This is a genomic window from Lelliottia jeotgali (assembly GCF_977070485.1).
Genome location: NZ_CDRVFO010000003.1, coordinates 190,135 through 207,636 on the forward strand (window position 1 = coordinate 190,135; position 17,502 = coordinate 207,636).

Below are 17,502 nucleotides of genomic sequence, written 5' to 3' on the forward strand. Positions count from 1 at the left end.
GCCTGATTGTTGTTATTTAGGTAGCATCGGGCACCCAGCCGCCCGATGGTGGAGCCTGTCAGCGAATCGGTTCGCGGCTGGGCTGACCATCGACCAGTCGCAGCAGCCCTAGTGGATTGGAGTCGCGCAGGGCTTCGGGCAGCAGCGCATCGGGGAAGTTCTGGTAGCACACCGGGCGCAGGAAGCGGTCGATCGACAGTGTGCCGACTGAGGTGCCACGGCTGTCAGAGGTGGCCGGGTACGGCCCGCCGTGCACCATGGCGTCGCAGACCTCGACACCGGTCGGGTAACCGTTGACGAGTATCCGACCGGCCTTCTGCTCCAGCACGGCTACCAGTGGCGCGGCAGCGGCCAGGTCGCTCTGCTCGCCGATCAGCGTGGCGGTCAGTTGCCCCCCCAGTGCATGCAGTGCGGTAAGCAACTGGGCTTGGTCGGCCAGTTCGACCACCACCGTGGCCGGTCCGAAGACTTCTTCTTGCAATAACGGCTCACCATCCAGTAGCAACCGCGCATCTGCCTCGAACAGCTGCGGCCAAGCCTGGTTCCCCTGCTGCTCGGCACCAGCCAGGTGGCGAATGCCGGGCTGTGCCTTGAGGGTGGCCACGCCGCGGGCATAGCTGGCCAAGGTGCCTTTGTTGAGCATGGTCTGCGGTGCCTGGTCGGCTAGCTGCGCACGCAAGTGTTCGACAAAAGCGCTGAACTCAGGAGAACGCACCCCCAGTACCAAGCCGGGATTGGTACAGAACTGCCCACACCCGAGCACCACCGAGGCAGCCAGTTCACGGGCCACGGCCTCGGCGCGAACCGCCAGGGCTCCGGGCAATACCAGCACCGGGTTGATACTGCTCATTTCGGCGAAAACGGGGATCGGTTGTGGTCGTGCCGCGGCAAGGTCGCAAAGGGCACGGCCTCCTTTGAGCGAGCCGGTGAACCCAACAGCCTGAATTGCAGGGTGCTTGACTAAAGCCTCACCCACGCCGCTGCCGAAAATCATGTTGAACACCCCGGCTGGCATGCCACAACGCTCGGCGGCCCCTACGATGGCTTCGGCCACCCATTGGGCAGTACCCATGTGACCGCTGTGTGCCTTGAACACCACTGGGCAGCCCGCAGCCAGCGCTGCGGCTGTATCGCCACCGGCGGTGGAAAATGCAAGAGGAAAGTTACTGGCGCCGAATACCGCCACTGGCCCCAGGCCCATGCGGCACTGGCGGATGTCCAAGCGTGGCTGCGGGGTGCGCTGGGGCTGCGCGCGGTCGATACGCGCGCCGGCGAAATCACCACGGCGCAGCACCGAGGCGAACAGCCGCAACTGCCCACTGGTCCGCGCCCGCTCGCCCATGATTCTCGCTGGTGGCAAGGCTGTCTCGCGGCACACGGTAGCAATGAAATCATCGCCCAGACCATCCAGCGCTTGGGCGATGGCGTCGAGGAATTCAGAACGACGCAGAGCGGACAACGCCCGGTAGATTGGATATGCAGCGGCAGCCGCTAAAGCGGCAGCGTTCACTTCTTGTTCGGTAGCTTGGAAAAACTCGCCAGGTAGCGCCTGCCCGGTGTGCGCATCCACGCTGTGCAACGTCGCGGTTCCAGTAGCACGGCGGCTACCGCCGATGAATTGTTGGCCTGCAAATGAAGTCATGAATGGTCCCTTCGCCTTGCGTAAGACAGTGGTCGCTAATCTATGCGGCTCTGCGATTCTTGCCCAATGGCTTTTGGGGATCATCCGATAACTATGTGTTATCAGTCCGTCTGCGCCCTTCCTGCGTTGTTCACCAATATCTCGGCAAACTCCAACGCCACACCGGTCAAGAGCTCGCCTTTGCGGGTCAGGATGCCGTAATCCTGGGGAGGCAGGTGCAGCGGCGTGTCGAGGTTGATGAGTACCCCGCTGGCAAGATGTGGCTCGACCATCGCTTGGGGCAACATGCCGATCATCGGGCCACCCAACAGCACCTTGAGGAAGGTCTGCATTGAAATGGTGTCGATTGTGTTGCGTGGCACTGCGACGCCCGCCTCGGCGAACGCGCGCTCCATGCGACCGCGAATTGGCGTGCCTTTGGGGTAGAGGATCCACGGCCACTCGAGCAACTGAGGTAGCGTCACCGGCCCGGCTTCGCTCAAAGGGTGCTGGTCGTTGACCACGAAGCAGAACGGCTCCGGCGCCAGCGGCTGGAAGTCGAAGCGCTGGCATTGCGACACATCGGTGAATCGCGCTACCGCCAAGTGAAGGTTCTTGTCCTCCAACATTGCCATGAGATGGTCGCTGGTCTGCTCCACCACCTCGATCGAAAGCAACGGCTTGCGCTGCTTGATCTCGACAATGGCATCGGGCAATGCCACGGCGGTGGCGGCAAAGATGCCGCCAACCTTCAAATGACCGTGGCCTCCTTGGCGCAAGCTGTCGATCTGGTCGACGAAGTTCCGAGCATCATTGAGAGCGATCTGTGCATAGCGCACCACCTGCTCGCCCAAGGCGGTGGGCGGCATGCTTCGTGGCAGACGCTCGAACAGGGCGAAGCCGAGCAGGTTCTCGATCTCCTTGAGCATCTTGCTGATCGCCGGCTGGCTGAGGTTCATCTGCTGCGCTGCCAGATGCATGTTGTGGGTGCGGCCGAGTGTGTCGATGAGCAGGAGGTGGCGGAACTTAAGCCAGTTGCAGACGTGAGAAAAAGAAAGGTCCGACATGAATCCACCTTTGGTGCAATAACCTGATGTTATCGAATAGTGAAAAGATGCCATTGGAGTTTATCGCACGGTTTGCCCTAGCGTGCAGCTTTCAAATCCAAGAGACCTAGCTGCCATGCCGATAACGCTCACTTGCGCCAATACTCTTCCTGACGACGGCCTGGCCGGTACCCTTATCGGCCGCGCCTGGACACCCGGTGAACCCGGCGGCCCCTCGCCGATAGTTCTGCGTAATGACGGCGTGTTCGACCTGTCCGAATGCTTCGCCACCCTTAGTCAGTTGCTCGAGCACGAAGATCCACTGCAGGCTGTACGCAGCACGCCAGGCCGATTTATGGGTAGCGTCGAGGCGCTGCTGAGCAACAGCGGTGCGGCCTTCGATGCCAGCAAGCCCTATCTGCTCGCGCCAGTCGACCTGCAGGTAATCAAAGCCGCAGGAGTGACATTCGCCGCCAGCATGATCGAGCGGGTCATTGAGGAGCAGGCAGGCGGCGACGCCAGCAAAGCCGAAGCAGTACGTGCCACAGTGCGCACAGTGATCGGTGACAACTTGCGTGCGGTGCGGCCCGGCTCTCCTCAGGCAATGGCGTTGAAAGCACTGCTGAAAGAAAAGGGCATGTGGTCCCAATACCTGGAGGTCGGGATCGGTCCGGATGCGGAAATATTCACTAAAGCCCCGGTGCTGGCAGCTGTCGGCAGCGGCAGCGCTATCGGCGTGCACCCAAAATCGGCATGGAACAACCCCGAACCGGAGGTGGTACTGGCAGTCAACAGCCGCGGGCGGATTCATGGCGCGACCTTGGGCAACGACTTGAACCTGCGCGACTTCGAGGGCCGTAGCGCGCTGCTACTGAGCAAGGCCAAGGACAACAACGCCTCTTGCGCCGTCGGCCCGTTCATTCGCCTGTTCGACGAAACCTTCAACCTAGACACAGTGCGCCGCTGTGTGGTCGATCTGGAAGTCCAAGGCAGCGATGGCTACCGCCTGCTTGGCCACAGTTCGATGGACCAGATCAGCCGCGACCCCGAGGATCTGGTGCGCCAGACCCTCAACGAAAACCACCAGTACCCCGACGGCTTCATGCTGTTCCTCGGCACGCTGTTCGCTCCCACCGAGGACCGCGACCAGCCAGGCGCCGGCTTCACTCACAAACCCGGCGACCGAGTACGCATTGCCAGCACGTTCCTGGGCCACCTGCATAACCAAGTCACAACAAGCGACCAAGCCCACCCTTGGACCTTTGGCCTCGCCGCGATGATGCAAAACCTAGCCGCTCGAGGGCTCCTGAAGCCGTAAAACAAACGATTCCTGCCGGGCCCATAACAACAAAAAAGCGAGGCAAAACATGCAAACCCAAGCCAAGGACACAGTGCCCGACCCGCGTCAGCTGCGACGGGCGATCTATACCGGCGCAATCGGCAGTGCCCTCGAGTACTACGATTTCGCCATTTATGGGCTAGCCTCGGCGCTGGTCTTCGGCCATATATTCTTTCCCTCCCTCGGTACGACTGGCGCCCTGCTCGCCAGTTTCGCCACCTACGGCGCAGGCTTCCTGGCGCGGCCGTTCGGCGGCCTTTTCTTTGGCTCGCTGGGTGACCGCAAAGGGCGCAAGCTGGTCTTGTTGCTGACCATTGCCCTGATGGGCACAGCGACCACCCTGATCGGCCTGCTACCGACCGGCGCCACTGGGGCCGTGCTGCTGGTACTGCTGCGCCTGCTGCAAGGTTTCGGTGCTGGTGCCGAACAGACCGGCGCGGCGACGCTGATGGCCGAGCTGGCTCCGCGTGAGCGGCGAGGGTTCTACGCCGCCCTGCCCTTCATCGGGGTGTTCAGCGGCCTGGCCCTTGCCACCATCACTTTCCAAGTGATGCAGACCTCGCTGACACAGGAGCAATTGCTCGACTGGGGCTGGCGGATACCCTTCCTGGCGAGCGTGGTGCTGATATTCATGGCCATATGGATCCGCCTCAAGCTCAAAGAAAGCCCGGTGTTCCAGCAGCTCAGCCAGAGCCAGCAGGTTATCGAATCGCCGATGCGCGCCGTGTTGCGTAATGCCCGTCGGCCACTGGCGGCTACTACTTTGATGCGCATGGCCGAAACTGGCTGCTCGACCCTCTATGCCACTGTTTCAATAGCCTTCCTGACCGGTTTCGCCAGCCGCCATCTCGGCCAGGATGGTGCCAACCTGGCCACCGTAGGGACCAATGCGGTGCTGGCCGCCAGTATCCTCAGCGTGTTCACCACCCCATTGTTCGGTGCGTTGTCCGATCGCTTCGGACGCCTGGCGGTGTACCGTGGCGGGGCGTTGTTCGGCGCGTTGTGGGCATTCCCCTCGTGGTGGATGATCGATAGCGGCGACTCGACACTGGTGTGCATCGCAGTAGTAGGTGGCTTCGCCTTGGCCGCCAATAGCATGCTTGGGGCCCAGTGCGCGCATTTCACCGAACTGTTCGGCAATCGCTACCGCTACTCCGGCGTGGCTCTGGCCCGAGAAATCGGCGCGATGCTATCCGGCGGCCTGGCGCCGATCCTGGGTATATTCCTGGTCGGTCTGGCCGGTGGTGCCTACTGGGTGCTGGCCCTCTACACCCTGGTTCTGACTGGGCTGACCTTGATCGGCACCTGGCTGTCGACCGAAACCCGTGGCCGCGACCTGACTGCACTGGACGACGCAGTGGCAAGCGGTGCTTCCCCCCTACACAGCCATGCAGGCGCGGGTGTACCGCAACGCTGACCGGTGGCCAACAAATACAAGAGAGAGCGATATGACCGATACCCCGAAACGCCCGCTGCGCAGTCAGCAATGGTTCGACGACCCGAGCCACGCCGACATGACCGCGCTGTACGTCGAGCGCTACATGAACTACGGCCTGACCCGCGATGAACTGCAATCGGGGCGGCCGATCATTGGCATCGCACAGACCGGAAGTGACCTGACGCCCTGCAACCGCCACCACCTGGAACTGGCCCAGCGGGTCAAGGCCGGCATCCGTGATGCTGGAGGCATTCCGATGGAATTCCCGGTGCACCCTATAGCCGAACAGAGCCGTCGGCCCACCGCCGCGCTCGACCGCAACCTGGCATACCTGGGGTTGGTGGAAATCCTTCATGGCTACCCGCTGGATGGCGTGGTGTTGACCACCGGCTGCGACAAGACTACGCCAGCCTGCTTGATGGCCGCCGCCACCACCGACCTGCCTGCCATTGTCCTGTCCGGCGGGCCAATGCTCGACGGCCATCACAAGGGCCAGCTGATCGGTTCGGGCACGGTGCTGTGGCACGCACGCAATCTGATGGCTGCCGGCGAAATCGACTACGAAGGCTTCATGGAAATGACTACCGCCGCTTCGCCGTCGGTTGGCCACTGCAACACAATGGGCACGGCGCTGTCGATGAACGCTCTGGCCGAAGCCCTTGGCATGTCGCTGCCCGGTTGCGCCAGTATCCCCGCGCCCTATCGGGAACGCGGGCAGATGGCCTACGCCACCGGCAGGCGCATCTGCGAGTTGGTGATGCAAGACGTACGCCCCTCATCAATCATGACCCGAGAAGCATTCGAGAACGCCATCGCTGTAGCCTCGGCGCTAGGCGCCTCAAGCAATTGCCCACCACACTTGATCGCCATCGCTCGACACATGGGCATCGAGCTGTCGCTCGACGACTGGCAGCGCATTGGCGAAGACGTGCCGCTGCTGGTCAACTGCATGCCAGCGGGCAAGTACCTGGGCGAAGGTTTCCATCGTGCCGGTGGCGTACCGGCGGTGATGCACGAATTGCGCAAGGCGGGCCGCCTGCACGAAGCCTGCGCCACGGTCAGCGGCAAGACCATCGGCGAGGTGGTCAGCGACACGGTCACCAGCAACCGCGACGTGATTCTGCCGTTCGACGAGCCGCTCAAGCACAGCGCTGGGTTCATCGTTCTCAGTGGCAATTTCTTCGACAGTGCGATCATGAAGATATCGGTAGTCGGCGAAGCCTTCCGCAAGACCTATCTGTCAGAGCCCGGCAAGGAAAACAGCTTCGAGGCGCGGGCCATCGTGTTCGAGGGCCCCGAGGACTACCACGCGCGCATCGATGACCCAGCACTGGACATCGACGAGCGTTGCATCCTGGTGATCCGTGGCGCCGGCACCGTGGGTTACCCGGGTAGTGCAGAGGTGGTCAACATGGCGCCACCGGCGGCGCTGATCAGAAAGGGCATCGACTCGCTGCCGTGCCTGGGTGACGGTCGCCAGAGCGGCACCTCGGCCAGCCCGTCGATTCTCAACATGTCGCCGGAAGCGGCGGTCGGGGGCGGCCTGGCACTGCTTCAGACCAACGACTTGCTGCGCGTCGACCTCAACCAACGTCGCGTCGACCTGCTGGTAGACGACAAGGAAGTGGAGCGCCGTCGCGCAGCCTGGAAGCCGAACATCCCAGTCTCTCAGACACCATGGCAAGAGCTCTACCGCCAATTGGTCGGGCAATTGTCCACCGGTGGCTGCCTGGAACCGGCCACCCTGTACATGCGTGTGATTGCCCGCGAAGGAGGGATGCCGCGACATTCCCATTGAGCGGTCTCCAGGACTTGGAACTGCCCCCGTACCGGGTAACGGTGGCAGTTCCACGCTGCAGCAATTTCAAGTCTATGAAGGTTCCGTCCCAGGAAGTGGTGTAGCTCATCACGGCCGAGAGCTTGGCTTGTGGATTATCGCCAGTGAGCCAACCTCTTCTCAGCCACAGGACATGCCCACAAAGGCAATCGATTCACGGTTTCTCTGGATCGTACTCATTGACGTTGGCGACCTGGGCGTTCAGGCGACCGAGCAGGTCGATCAGCGTGTCCACTTCCGAAGGTGAAAGGCCACTGAGCAAACGGCGCTCTCTCTCAAGCGCAACCTTCAAGACCCGCTTGTACAACTGCGTACCGCTCTCTGTAAGCGACACGGTGTAGCGTCGTCCATCAGCAGGATCCGCCTCTGTGCGAACTCGCCCTGCCACCTCTAACGCGTGCAGCGCGCGGCTCACAGCACTTTTGTCCAGACCGATCACCTGGCAGATCCGATTGGCAGTGATCCCGCTTTCCACAGCCAGCATGGACAGCATCCTCCACTCCACAACACCAATCTCGAAGTGTTTGCGATAGCACTGGGAAGCGCCTGACGAGAGCTTGTTGGATAAAAAATTCAGCTGCGCTGGCACGTAGCGAGCGAGGTCCAGCTGGGGTTCCGAGGCCATTGAGCGCACACCTCCAATCGAGTTCTCGAAAAATTAGTTGACACCGCAACTAATTGATCCGAGGATTAACTCAACCAATAGCTGGGGCCAGCCCAGCATGATATGCCGTCAAAGCACCTCACAAAAATAATTATCAGGTAGTGCCATGAAAATCCGCGATCCACTCGCCTTCCGCGTGTCTAGCTGCAAACCTGAGCGGCCGCCGTTCGCTCCAGGCTGACCTCCTCCCAGTTGAATTAACCACCCGTATTCTTTTTGTAGCCACTTAACTGTGGGGGGATGAGTAATGCTTCAAGTAAACGTTAGCCGCAAGGCAAACGAAGCTGAAGGTGTTTGCAGCTTTGAATTGAGCCCCGTGAAGGGTGAAACCCTGCCACCTTTCGAGGCCGGTGCTCACATCGATGTCCATATCCCGGGTGGGCTCATTCGCCAGTATTCGCTGTGCAATGACCCCCGAGAGCGCAATCGTTATCTGATCAGTGTCCTCAAGGAACCCAACTCCCGTGGCGGATCAGAGGCAATGCATTCGATTGTCGGCGAAGGCCATGAACTGACCATCAGTGCGCCGCGCAACCTGTTCAAACTGGATCATGGCGCTGCACGTCATCTGCTTTTTGCAGGTGGTATCGGCATTACCCCGATCCTGGCCATGGCGTATGAACTTGCCCATCGCAAAGCTGACTTCGAGCTTCATTACTGCTTTCGCTCCTGCGACCGGGCAGCCTTCGTCAAGGCACTCGCTGACGCACCCTTCGCGGACCGCGTAGTGCTGCACGATGACAACGGTCCGCAACAGCAAAAACTGAATGCGGCAGCAATTCTCGACGCAGTCGATGAGGGTCGCCATCTCTACGTCTGCGGCCCCTCCGGCTTCATGAATCACATCCTTGATACAGGTGAGGCCGCCGGCTGGCCGCAAGAGCGGATGCACAGAGAGTTCTTCGCCGGACCAGTCATTGACCAAGGTGCCAATGCCCCCTTCCAAGTCGTGCTCGCCCGCAGCGGCAGATCATTCGATATTCCGGCAGACCGCACCGTGTTCGAGGTATTGGACGAAGCGGGAGTCGAAGTAGAAACGTCCTGTGAACAAGGCGTCTGTGGGACGTGCGTGACACGCGTACTGGAAGGTATCCCCGATCACAGGGATCAATTCATGACGGCCGATGAGCACGCCAGAAATGATTGTTTCACCCCGTGTTGCTCTCGTGCGAAGTCCCATCGGCTCGTACTTGATCTCTAGTGTCAGACAAAACCTAACTGTTTAATGGAGACTCCTATGACTGCCTCTTCTCTTCAGTCGTTGGCCCAGGACATCTTGCCTGCCAAACCCTCCACATTTCCGCTCAACCAATGGTATGTGGCTGCTTTGGGTTGGGAACTCAAGGATCGCCCCGTAGGCCGAACCTTGTTGAATAAATCAGTCGTCATGTTCCGCACCGCGGATGGCAAGGTAGCGGCCCTTGAGAACCGCTGCTGCCATCGGGCGTTGCCTCTCTCCGACGGCACACTTGAGGCGGGGGGACTTCGCTGTGGCTATCATGGCCTCTTGTTCAACGATGAAGGCAAATGCATCGAGATTCCTGGGCAAGACAAAATTCCGAGTAAAGCGAAGGTGGCAGCCTTCCACGTCGTAGAAAAAGATCAGATTGTCTGGATCTGGTTCGCAAGCCCCGAACATCCTGAGCCTACTACTGAACCACCCTCTTACGATATCCACAGCAGTGGAGACTATCTTTTTGACGGTGATGTGTATCACTACGATGCCCCGTATCAGCTCATTCACGACAACTTGATGGATCTGAGCCATTTGGGCTATGTGCACCTACGCACGATTGGCGGGAATGCCAGCATTCACATGAATGCGAAAATGACAGTAGAAAGTGACGACAATCATGTTCGTGTGGTTCGGCACATGCCCGGCTCTGTGCCGCCGCCGACGTACGTGGCCGCTTATCCGTTCAAAGACACTGTCGACCGATGGCAGGAAATTGAATTCCATGTCAGCCACTTGCGTATCTGGACAGGTGCCACTGATGCGGGGACCGAGTCCTTGGACAATCCACAACGTGGTGGCTTCCATATGCGCGGTTTCCACGGTGTGACCCCAGAAACCGAGACCACCAGCCACTACTTCTGGACAATCGCCACCAACCCGAAAAGCAATCACGAAGAGGTCAAGGCGAAGGTCGTCCAGCAAACAATGATGACGTTCGATGAAGACAAGGTCGTCATCGAGTCTCAATACAAGAACATGTGCCGGTTCGGTGAGCGGCCCATGATCGACATCCATGTCGATGCTGGCGCCAACAGAGCCCGTCGCATCATCGAAAAACTTTGCAACTCCGTTAGTTGAGTGCGCAGTGCATTTATATCGTGCGGGTATCTATGCACTTTTTTACACGCCGCAAACGCAATACCGCCCCACCTGGGGCGCTCTGAAACACCCAGCACCAGCGTGCAACTTGTTCAATGATAACTACAAGAGAGCGAGGCCTAGCTATGTCCGGAAATCGTGGTGTTGTGTATCTCGAGGCCAGTAAGGTTGAGGTACAAAAAAATGATTACTCCATGTCTCTCCTACTCACCGCCCAGCCAAAGCTGCAGAGCCTGTCCGCGCACCTGACGTACAGGCCTTTCATCAGTCAAGAGGCCTGCCGTCATGAGTAACTACGCCGGGCACCAGCTCGATGAGAAAAAGATGTCCGCCTTCCAATGGTGGGTCATCACGCTCTGCTTCGTAATCAACATGCTAGACGGCTTCGACGTTCTGGTGATGGCCTTCACAGCCTCCTCCGTCGCCGCTGACTGGGGGCTCAACGGACTGCGGCTTGGTTATCTGCTGAGCGCTGGCTTGGTCGGCATGGCAATTGGCTCACTGTTCATTGCCCCTTGGGCTGACCGCTTCGGTCGTCGGCCGCTGATTCTTGTCTGTGTAGGCGTGGCAGGGACTGGCATGGTCCTATCCTCGCAGGCCACCGGCCCACAGATGCTTGCAGCCTTCCGTTTCGTGACCGGCCTGGGAATCGGTGGCATCTTGGCCAGCAGCTATGTCATCGCTGGCGAATACGCCAACAAGCGCTGGCGGGGACTCGCAATCAGCCTGCAATCGACTGCCTACGCGCTTGGCGCCACCATTGGTGGGCTAATCGCAGCAAAAATGATTCCTGCGCTGGGATGGAGGTCCGTGTTTCTTTATGGTGGGTTCGTCACGCTCGCAACCCTTCCAGCGTTGTTTTTGTGGCTGCCAGAATCGCTCGCGTTTTTGATGTCGAGCAAGTCCGAAAGCGCAATCAAGCGGATCAACCAATTGCGCCTCAAGGTGAAACTCGCACCACTTGCCGAAATGCCTGAAACGAGCCAGGTTGAGCGCCCATCACTGCGAGCATCGTTCGCTCAGCTGTTCTCCCCCGCCCTCTTGCGCTCAACGTTGCTGATCTGGGCGTCATTCTTTCTGGTCATGTTCGGTTTCTACTTTGTAATGAGCTGGACCCCAAGATTGCTTGTCACTGCGGGGCTGTCCAATGAGCAAGGTATCACCGGAGGTGTGCTGCTCAACGTGGGGGGTATATTCGGAACTGCGTTGGTAGGGCTATTGGCCGCACGCTTCCGGTTGTCCAAAGTACTGATGATCTACCTCCTTGCAAACGCCTTGCTGCTCGCCGTCTTTGTCAAATTTACCAACACACTGAACCTGGCATTTGCGCTGGCCATCCTGATCGGCATTTTCGTGAATGGTTGTGTGGCGGGGCTCTACGCGCTGACACCCTCCATCTACGACGCTAGCCAGCGTGTGACTGGCTTGGGTTGGGGTATCGGCATTGGCCGCGCGGGAGCGATTGCCTCCCCTCTTGTAGCTGGACGGCTGATCGACGCGCAATGGACCCCTTCTGATTTGTACATGCTGTTCGCAATGACGTTCGTTCTCGCCGCTATAGCTGTCGCCCTGCTGAGAATAATTCCACCCAAAGCACTACACGCTGCCACAAGCCTCTGAAATACCAAAAAACCATAACAAGAAGGTAAATCCGATGCGACGTTTTGCCGATTGCTTGCCGCTGTTTGCGCTAGGCGTGCCATCGCTTTGCATGAGCACTGTTGTTTCAGCAGCTTTTTTTGAAGACAGTACGGTTGCCCTGACCACCCGGAATTACTATCTCGATCGAGATTACAAAGGGGACTCATCAGTTTCGGCAGTTCGTGAATGGGCTCAAGGCTTCATTATCAAAGCGAACTCTGGCTACACAGATGGCCCCGTAGGCTTGGGCCTGGATCTCACAGGGATGCTTGGGGTGAAACTTGATTCGTCACCTGAACGGTGGGGCACCCAACTGCTGCCTATAGATCCACAGACGCGCAGAGCACAAGACGCGTACTCTGAACTCGGCGTTGCGGTGAAAGCTCGATTCTCACAAACGAACCTTTCAGTAGGCACGCAACTTCCCGCGCTTCCCGTGATCACTGCTAGCCCTGCACGCCTCCTGCCTCAAACTTTCAGGGGCTCGTCAATAACGAGCTCAGAGGTTGAGAACCTCACGTTACAGGCCGGGCGAATGGATCGAGTCAACCTTAGGGACTCGACAAACAACCAGCTCATCGCAATGGCTTCACCGAACGGACGGTTCAAGCCTGGCGTATTCTCTGATCGCTTCGACTACCTGGGTGGCGAATACCGCGTTTCAGAAAATTTCACAGCGCGTTATTACCACGCAAATCTTGAAAATATCTATGAGCAGGACTTCATTGGAGGTATTCATTCTATTGCAGTTGGGCGGGGGAAGTTGAAAACGGAGTTGCGAGTGTTCGACAGTCGGGAAAACGGGCGTGCGGAGGCTGGCAAAGTAGACAACCTTAATGCTGGGCTGACGATGAGCTACCAAACGGGTGGGCATACGTTTGGAATGGGCTACATGTATCAAACCGGAGACACGGCCTTCGCCTATCTCGCTGGAGGCGAGCCTGTCGTTCTGAGTGATGGGACCATGAGCGCGGATTTCGTGAACCCCAAAGAACGCACAATGCTTCTGCGATACGATTACAACTTTGTGGCGATGGGTATTCCGGGGCTCACGGGCATGATCCGCTATCTAAGGGGAACGAACATTGATTTGCCCCATCTCGGAGGCAGCGACCTCACAGAGTCTTCGAAAGACCTGGAGCTTTCCTATGTCGTACAGTCTGGGCCAGCCAGAGATTTAGCGTTTCGCGTCCGGCATGCATTTTACCGAAACGATCTGAGCTCAGCGGCAACCTTCAGAGACGACAACGAAACGAGAGTCAATGTAGATTACACGGTGAAATTCTAAAAACACGGCATCACGTCTGACGAAATGGAGTACTTCGGCGTTCGCCAGCAGCCCACTACCATGGGCAGCTAGCGATAGCAGTCAGGGGTGACCGCTATCGATCTTTCGGTGATCCACTACAGCGTGACGTTAACGGCTCAACCGGTTGCGTTGCGCTGGGTGAGACATCACAACAGCTAGCGAGATCGGATCGTCGTGGGCCCCTACCGGGGTGCTCACGCCCACCGCACCGATCACCTTCCCGTCGACCACGATCGGCTGACCGCCTACCAGGGTGGTGACGTCCAGCGCCAGCAGCGCCGGATGGCCGTCGTTTCAGTAACATCGATTCATCTCAAGACTGGTTGACATAGACCGATCAATACCCCGCATCTTGAGCGCTGGAAACACCAAGAAATCAGACTTTCCCTCTTCCTTGTAGTCCATTTCCCAAACATACTCTCGCCGCACTTTTTCCGTTGCGGTCGCTTGGGCTGCGTTCTAGTCTCGGCGGGTCGCTGTTGTTCAGCGATCGGCTTTGACAGGCCGCGACGGTATTATGCATACGGCTTGCCTTCAATGGCGGCTGTACGTGCGGGCACGCTTGCGTGCGCCGGAACTTGCATAGTCCGCCGGTCTGTCAACCCATGTACAGCTGCCACCCTTCTGTTTGACAGCGGATAGGTGACCGCCTAATTGAAGGTACTATGCAATGCTCAAAATGGTCCCCGATCCACCCCACAACCACCACTCCCTCGAAGACACGATCATCCAGGCTGCGGAGTTCGCCCTGTGCGCGCAGAGCGTGGCGCAGCAGGCTGTTTCGCTACAGCCCAGAACGCCCGCCTCGGTTCTGATGATGGCCTCGATGCATGAGCTCGAGTCGCTACGCGTGCTGCTCGAATCAGCCCTGATCCAGCTGCAGATGCCGCCCGAGCCGCGCACCCTGCACTAGGCCGTTAAGCCTGTTTTGCCTGGGCGGGCGCTGTGGCCAACAAGCCCATACGCACAGCGCGCTGCGTGAGACCGGTGCTGAGCTAAAGGCGGGTTGCCCGTCATGACGTTCGCCCAGGCCCTAAACCTTCAGGGAGAATACGCAATGACCCCAGATGACACCAAAGTCACTGTCGGCAAGACTACGTTCTACCAGGGTGAAAACCAGACCCACCCACTGTTTCGCATCGAAGCGGGCATCCCTTGCCAGAATGCCCGCGAACAGGCTTCAGAGCTGATGGGCTATGTGCGGGACCTGACCATCGAAGGCTTGATGGACGATAAACCACAGCTGATCTGGGCTTCGCACTACCTGAGTGCGTTGGCCAAAGCACTGATGGATGATGCCGAGCTGGGCATGATGCACTAAGGGCTGAACTGCCCAACCATGGCGGACATCTGTAACCGGGGCCGCTTCGCGGCCCATCGCCGGCAAGCGCGGCTCCCACAGGTACAGAGCGTCGATAGCAGTCAGTCGCGACCGGCTGCTGTCGACCCATAGCGGACTTTCGCCATGACATCGTCTGCGCCTATGAGATCGAGCGCCGCCCGCGCGGCGCATCGCGGATAAATCCGCTCCTACGTTTGTTTTTGGCCAATTATGTCGGAGGGGTGCGCGCGACCGCCTTGGTGCATGACGCGATATCGAGTCGTACAAACAAGGGTTCGCGCGCGTCTGTCACTGACGTTACTGGTCTGAAACAAACGTAGGAGCGGATTTATCCGCGATGCGCCGCGCGGGCGGCGCTCGATCTCATAGGCGCTGAAGATTTCAAGGCGAACACATCCGAACACCGCACTTACCCCAAGGCATCTAGGGACCGCTTCGGGTCGAAATCGGTCAGTGGTGACCGGCTGATTTTGGTCCATGGCGGACACCGTTCCAACGCTGTGTAGTCAGAACCGGCCTCATCGCCGGCAAGCCGGCTCCACAGAGATAAACCAGTCTCCGGGCCTGCGCAGTACCCGTGGGAGCCGAGCTTGCCGGCGATGGGCCGCCAAGCGGCCCCGGCCTTCGGAAGTCAGCCATGGCCGATGGCTGTCGTTCACAATGGGTTGTTACCGACCCAAAACAGACTGTCGCTCGTTCAGGTTCAGAGCACCTTGAACCCATGGGTGCCATCGCGCTCCAGTTGCGCAACCAGGCCAAACTCCCAGTCCAGATACCCCTGCATCGCCTCGCGGGGGGTGTCCGTACCCTCGTACGGGCGCCGGTAGCGATCGCTGCGGGGTACGGCAAGCTGCGTTTCGCCGGTTTCCAGCGGTTGCCCGGCAGCGATCCAGCGCGCGGTGCCGCCTTCGAGCAAGTAAACCGGGGTGCGGGTGAGGGCTTGCAGGTCGCGTGCGGCGAAGCGCGCCAGCAGGCTGCTGCCGCACGTCAGTACATAGCGGCTGGCCTGTGGCAAACGCTCCAGGGTTTCAGCCAGCTGGGCGCGGATCGCCCAGTGGGCACCTGGGATATGGCGCTTGACGTAGTTGGCGCTGGTGGTGAAGTCCAGCAGTACAGTGCCGTCTTGCTGCAGCCAGCTGGCCAGTTGCTCGACACCGATCTCGTTGGCGGCGGGCAGTTCGGGCAGGGGCGGCTGCCATTCGCCGGTGGCGGTGAAATCTGCCTCGGACAAACCGTCGAGCACGGCTACCTGCCAGCCCATCTGCGCCAACCATGAAGCACTCATGTTGGCGCGTACACCGTCGTCATCCACCAGCACGATGCGCGCCCCGCGAACGCTGGCCACGTGGTCGGTTTCCTGCACCAGCTGGCCACCCGGCACCGAGCGGCTGCCAGGCAGGTGGCCGGCGTTGTATTCCTCGGGCGTGCGCACGTCGAACAGGTAGGTGGTGCGGGTGGGGTCGGCCTGCCAGTCGCGCAGCCCGGCACGTTCCAGGCGCAGCACACCGCTGCGGTCAGCGACCACTCGCGCCTGGCGCGCAGCGTTGGCGCGGGTACCGGTGCTGACTTCGGCGAAGCGGCGGTCCTGGCCATGGGCCAGCTGTTGGCCGGCGAGGGTCCAACCAATGGTGCCATTGCGCAGGGCGGCGACCGGGTTGGGAATGCCGGCGTTGACCAATGACTGAGTGCCGATGATGCTGCGGGTGCGCCCTGCGCAGTTGACGACCACCTGGGTGGCGGGGTCCGGTGCCAACTCGGCTACGCGCAACACCAGCTCGGCACCGGGCACGCTGACACCACCGGGGATGCTCATGGTCTGGTATTCGTCGAAGCGGCGGGCATCCAGTACCACCACATTGGCCTTTTCATCCAACAGCGCCTGGACCTGCTCGGCAGCAAGTGATGGCGTATGCCGCACGCTTTCCACCAGTTCGCCAAAGGCCTTGCTCGGCACATTGACGTCACGGAACAATTCGCCACCCGCGGCGCGCCAGCCGGCCAGGCCGCCATCAAGCACAGCGACGTCGCGGTAGCCCAGCGCCAGCAGGCGTTGCGCCGCCACTTCGGCGAGGCCTTCGCCGTTGTCGTAGACAGTGATGGCGGTATCACGCCGTGGCACCCGAGCGAAAATTTCCAGCTCGAGCTTGGACAGCGCAATGTTGGCGGCGAACAAGGGATGCTCCTGGGCGAACGGGTCTTCTTCGCGCACGTCGATCAGGGCCAGTTCCTCCCGGGCCAGCAGGGCGCGGCGGATGTCGTGGTATCTGCGGGTAGTGACGGAGCTCATGGGGCAAGGTTCTCTTTGGACAGGTCCCAGATGTTGGGCAGGCGGGTATTGGAGTAGCCGGAAACAAACGGTTTTTCGCTGCCGTCCTCGGCATAGACTGCGCGCTGGACTGCGCCGATGTTGCCGCCATAGACGTGGATGCTGATCGACACCTGGTCGTCGAAGGCATTGCTGACCTGATGGATGTCGCCGATGCGCGGCGACACCGCTTCCACCTGGCCCGGCTCCAGGCGCACTGCCGCGCCAAGAGGCAGCAGCTTGCCCTGGGCGTCGCGCTCCAGGCCTTGGGCGAGTTCCGCGCCGCGCAGCATACCGATCAGGCCCCACACCCGGTGGTCGTGTACCGGCGTCTGCTGCCCAGGGCCCCAGACGAAGCTCACCACCGAGAAGCGCTGGCGTGAGTCGCAATGCAGCAAGTACTGCTGATAGCGCTGCGGGTCGGGCTGGGCAAGGTCGTCCGGCAGCCAGTCGTCATGGGAGACCAGCTCGGCCAGCAGTTGCTGGCCGCGGTCAAGCAGTGCAGGTTCGTCGGGCTGCTGGTCGAGCAGCGCGGCGAGGCTGTCGATGAAATGACGCAAGCGCTCCGGGCGCAGGTTCTGGGTCATGGTTCAGGCTCGGCTTTCGGGTTCCGGTCAACCCTAGC

15 protein-coding genes are annotated in these 17,502 nt (G+C 60.0%); 9 read left to right on the plus strand and 6 right to left on the minus strand.

Features of this window, described 5'->3' with window-relative positions; translation table 11 throughout:
- Window positions 1-58: 58 nt before the first annotated feature.
- Together ACW4TB_RS05750 and ACW4TB_RS05755 are read right to left on the minus strand one after the other, a co-directional pair.
- A complete protein-coding gene (locus ACW4TB_RS05750; protein WP_279929044.1) occupies window positions 59-1,642 on the minus strand; it encodes an aldehyde dehydrogenase (NADP(+)) in 1,584 nt (527 codons plus the stop codon).
- A 101-nt stretch (window positions 1,643-1,743) separates the two neighbouring features.
- A complete protein-coding gene (locus ACW4TB_RS05755; protein WP_254466013.1) occupies window positions 1,744-2,688 on the minus strand; it encodes a LysR family transcriptional regulator in 945 nt (314 codons plus the stop codon).
- A gap of 115 nt (window positions 2,689-2,803) precedes the next feature.
- Between ACW4TB_RS05755 and ACW4TB_RS05760 the strand changes: the two genes are divergently transcribed.
- Genes ACW4TB_RS05760 through ACW4TB_RS05770 form a run of 3 tightly spaced genes read left to right on the plus strand, consistent with a single transcriptional unit; the run spans window position 2,804 to window position 7,242 of the window.
- Entirely contained in the window at window positions 2,804-3,985 is a 1,182-nt protein-coding gene (locus tag ACW4TB_RS05760; RefSeq protein ID WP_279929041.1) for a fumarylacetoacetate hydrolase family protein, read from the plus strand.
- Window positions 3,986-4,034: 49 nt separating this feature from the next.
- Window positions 4,035-5,423: an MFS transporter gene (locus tag ACW4TB_RS05765; RefSeq protein WP_012314962.1), complete on the plus strand. Its 1,389-nt coding sequence runs from the start codon at window positions 4,035-4,037 to the stop codon at window positions 5,421-5,423.
- Between the two features lie 31 nt (window positions 5,424-5,454).
- Window positions 5,455-7,242, plus strand: a complete 1,788-nt coding sequence (locus ACW4TB_RS05770; RefSeq protein WP_115274452.1) for an IlvD/Edd family dehydratase — start codon at window positions 5,455-5,457, stop codon at window positions 7,240-7,242.
- Window positions 7,243-7,435: 193 nt separating this feature from the next.
- On the opposite strand, the gene ACW4TB_RS05775 is transcribed toward ACW4TB_RS05770, so the two are convergent.
- A complete protein-coding gene (locus tag ACW4TB_RS05775; RefSeq protein WP_012314964.1) occupies window positions 7,436-7,906 on the minus strand; it encodes a MarR family winged helix-turn-helix transcriptional regulator in 471 nt (156 codons plus the stop codon).
- A 286-nt stretch (window positions 7,907-8,192) separates the two neighbouring features.
- Here ACW4TB_RS05775 and ACW4TB_RS05780 point away from each other — a divergent pair, with 286 nt between their 5' ends.
- The 4 genes from ACW4TB_RS05780 to ACW4TB_RS05795 all read left to right on the plus strand — a co-directional run bounded on the left by ACW4TB_RS05780 (window position 8,193) and on the right by ACW4TB_RS05795 (window position 13,209).
- On the plus strand, window positions 8,193-9,146 hold the full coding sequence (locus tag ACW4TB_RS05780; protein WP_012314965.1) for a PDR/VanB family oxidoreductase: 954 nt from the start codon (window positions 8,193-8,195) through the stop codon (window positions 9,144-9,146).
- A gap of 36 nt (window positions 9,147-9,182) precedes the next feature.
- A complete protein-coding gene (locus tag ACW4TB_RS05785; protein WP_012314966.1) occupies window positions 9,183-10,259 on the plus strand; it encodes an aromatic ring-hydroxylating dioxygenase subunit alpha in 1,077 nt (358 codons plus the stop codon).
- Window positions 10,260-10,565: 306 nt separating this feature from the next.
- The gene (locus ACW4TB_RS05790) at window positions 10,566-11,900 is read left to right on the plus strand and encodes an MFS transporter (RefSeq protein ID WP_279929034.1); all 1,335 of its coding nucleotides are present in this window, start codon (window positions 10,566-10,568) and stop codon (window positions 11,898-11,900) included.
- Between the two features lie 34 nt (window positions 11,901-11,934).
- Window positions 11,935-13,209: an OprD family porin gene (locus ACW4TB_RS05795; RefSeq protein ID WP_279929033.1), complete on the plus strand. Its 1,275-nt coding sequence runs from the start codon at window positions 11,935-11,937 to the stop codon at window positions 13,207-13,209.
- 129 nt (window positions 13,210-13,338) lie between these two features.
- Here ACW4TB_RS05795 and ACW4TB_RS05800 read toward each other — a convergent pair whose 3' ends face one another.
- Complete coding sequence (locus ACW4TB_RS05800; RefSeq protein WP_455842923.1) at window positions 13,339-13,506, minus strand: heme-binding protein; 168 nt, start codon at window positions 13,504-13,506, stop codon at window positions 13,339-13,341.
- A 394-nt stretch (window positions 13,507-13,900) separates the two neighbouring features.
- Between ACW4TB_RS05800 and ACW4TB_RS05805 the strand changes: the two genes are divergently transcribed.
- A complete protein-coding gene (locus ACW4TB_RS05805) occupies window positions 13,901-14,143 on the plus strand; it encodes a hypothetical protein (protein WP_012314969.1) in 243 nt (80 codons plus the stop codon).
- Window positions 14,144-14,287: 144 nt separating this feature from the next.
- Window positions 14,288-14,551 (plus strand): DUF3077 domain-containing protein, encoded by a 264-nt coding sequence (locus ACW4TB_RS05810; RefSeq protein ID WP_012314949.1) that lies wholly within the window; start codon window positions 14,288-14,290, stop codon window positions 14,549-14,551.
- A 724-nt stretch (window positions 14,552-15,275) separates the two neighbouring features.
- On the opposite strand, the gene ACW4TB_RS05815 is transcribed toward ACW4TB_RS05810, so the two are convergent.
- Both ACW4TB_RS05815 and ACW4TB_RS05820 read right to left on the minus strand, forming a co-directional pair.
- Window positions 15,276-16,859, minus strand: a complete 1,584-nt coding sequence (locus ACW4TB_RS05815) for a rhodanese-related sulfurtransferase (RefSeq protein WP_279929030.1) — start codon at window positions 16,857-16,859, stop codon at window positions 15,276-15,278.
- Window positions 16,856-17,464, minus strand: coding sequence for a cysteine dioxygenase family protein (locus ACW4TB_RS05820; RefSeq protein ID WP_279929028.1), 609 nt, complete (start codon window positions 17,462-17,464; stop codon window positions 16,856-16,858). The genes ACW4TB_RS05815 and ACW4TB_RS05820 overlap by 4 nt, the downstream gene beginning before the upstream one ends.
- Window positions 17,465-17,502 lie beyond the last annotated feature (38 nt).

Coding starts and splice junctions, on each gene's coding strand:
- ACW4TB_RS05805 (WP_012314969.1), top strand. CDS start 13,901: ATGCTCAAAATGGTCCCCGATCCACCCCACAACCACCACTCCCTCGAA.
- ACW4TB_RS05765 (WP_012314962.1), top strand. CDS start 4,035: ATGCAAACCCAAGCCAAGGACACAGTGCCCGACCCGCGTCAGCTGCGA.
- ACW4TB_RS05775 (WP_012314964.1), bottom strand. CDS start 7,906: ATGGCCTCGGAACCCCAGCTGGACCTCGCTCGCTACGTGCCAGCGCAG.
- ACW4TB_RS05755 (WP_254466013.1), bottom strand. CDS start 2,688: ATGTCGGACCTTTCTTTTTCTCACGTCTGCAACTGGCTTAAGTTCCGC.
- ACW4TB_RS05760 (WP_279929041.1), top strand. CDS start 2,804: ATGCCGATAACGCTCACTTGCGCCAATACTCTTCCTGACGACGGCCTG.
- ACW4TB_RS05770 (WP_115274452.1), top strand. CDS start 5,455: ATGACCGATACCCCGAAACGCCCGCTGCGCAGTCAGCAATGGTTCGAC.
- ACW4TB_RS05820 (WP_279929028.1), bottom strand. CDS start 17,464: ATGACCCAGAACCTGCGCCCGGAGCGCTTGCGTCATTTCATCGACAGC.
- ACW4TB_RS05780 (WP_012314965.1), top strand. CDS start 8,193: ATGCTTCAAGTAAACGTTAGCCGCAAGGCAAACGAAGCTGAAGGTGTT.
- ACW4TB_RS05790 (WP_279929034.1), top strand. CDS start 10,566: ATGAGTAACTACGCCGGGCACCAGCTCGATGAGAAAAAGATGTCCGCC.
- ACW4TB_RS05815 (WP_279929030.1), bottom strand. CDS start 16,859: ATGAGCTCCGTCACTACCCGCAGATACCACGACATCCGCCGCGCCCTG.
- ACW4TB_RS05810 (WP_012314949.1), top strand. CDS start 14,288: ATGACCCCAGATGACACCAAAGTCACTGTCGGCAAGACTACGTTCTAC.
- ACW4TB_RS05795 (WP_279929033.1), top strand. CDS start 11,935: ATGCGACGTTTTGCCGATTGCTTGCCGCTGTTTGCGCTAGGCGTGCCA.
- ACW4TB_RS05785 (WP_012314966.1), top strand. CDS start 9,183: ATGACTGCCTCTTCTCTTCAGTCGTTGGCCCAGGACATCTTGCCTGCC.
- ACW4TB_RS05750 (WP_279929044.1), bottom strand. CDS start 1,642: ATGACTTCATTTGCAGGCCAACAATTCATCGGCGGTAGCCGCCGTGCT.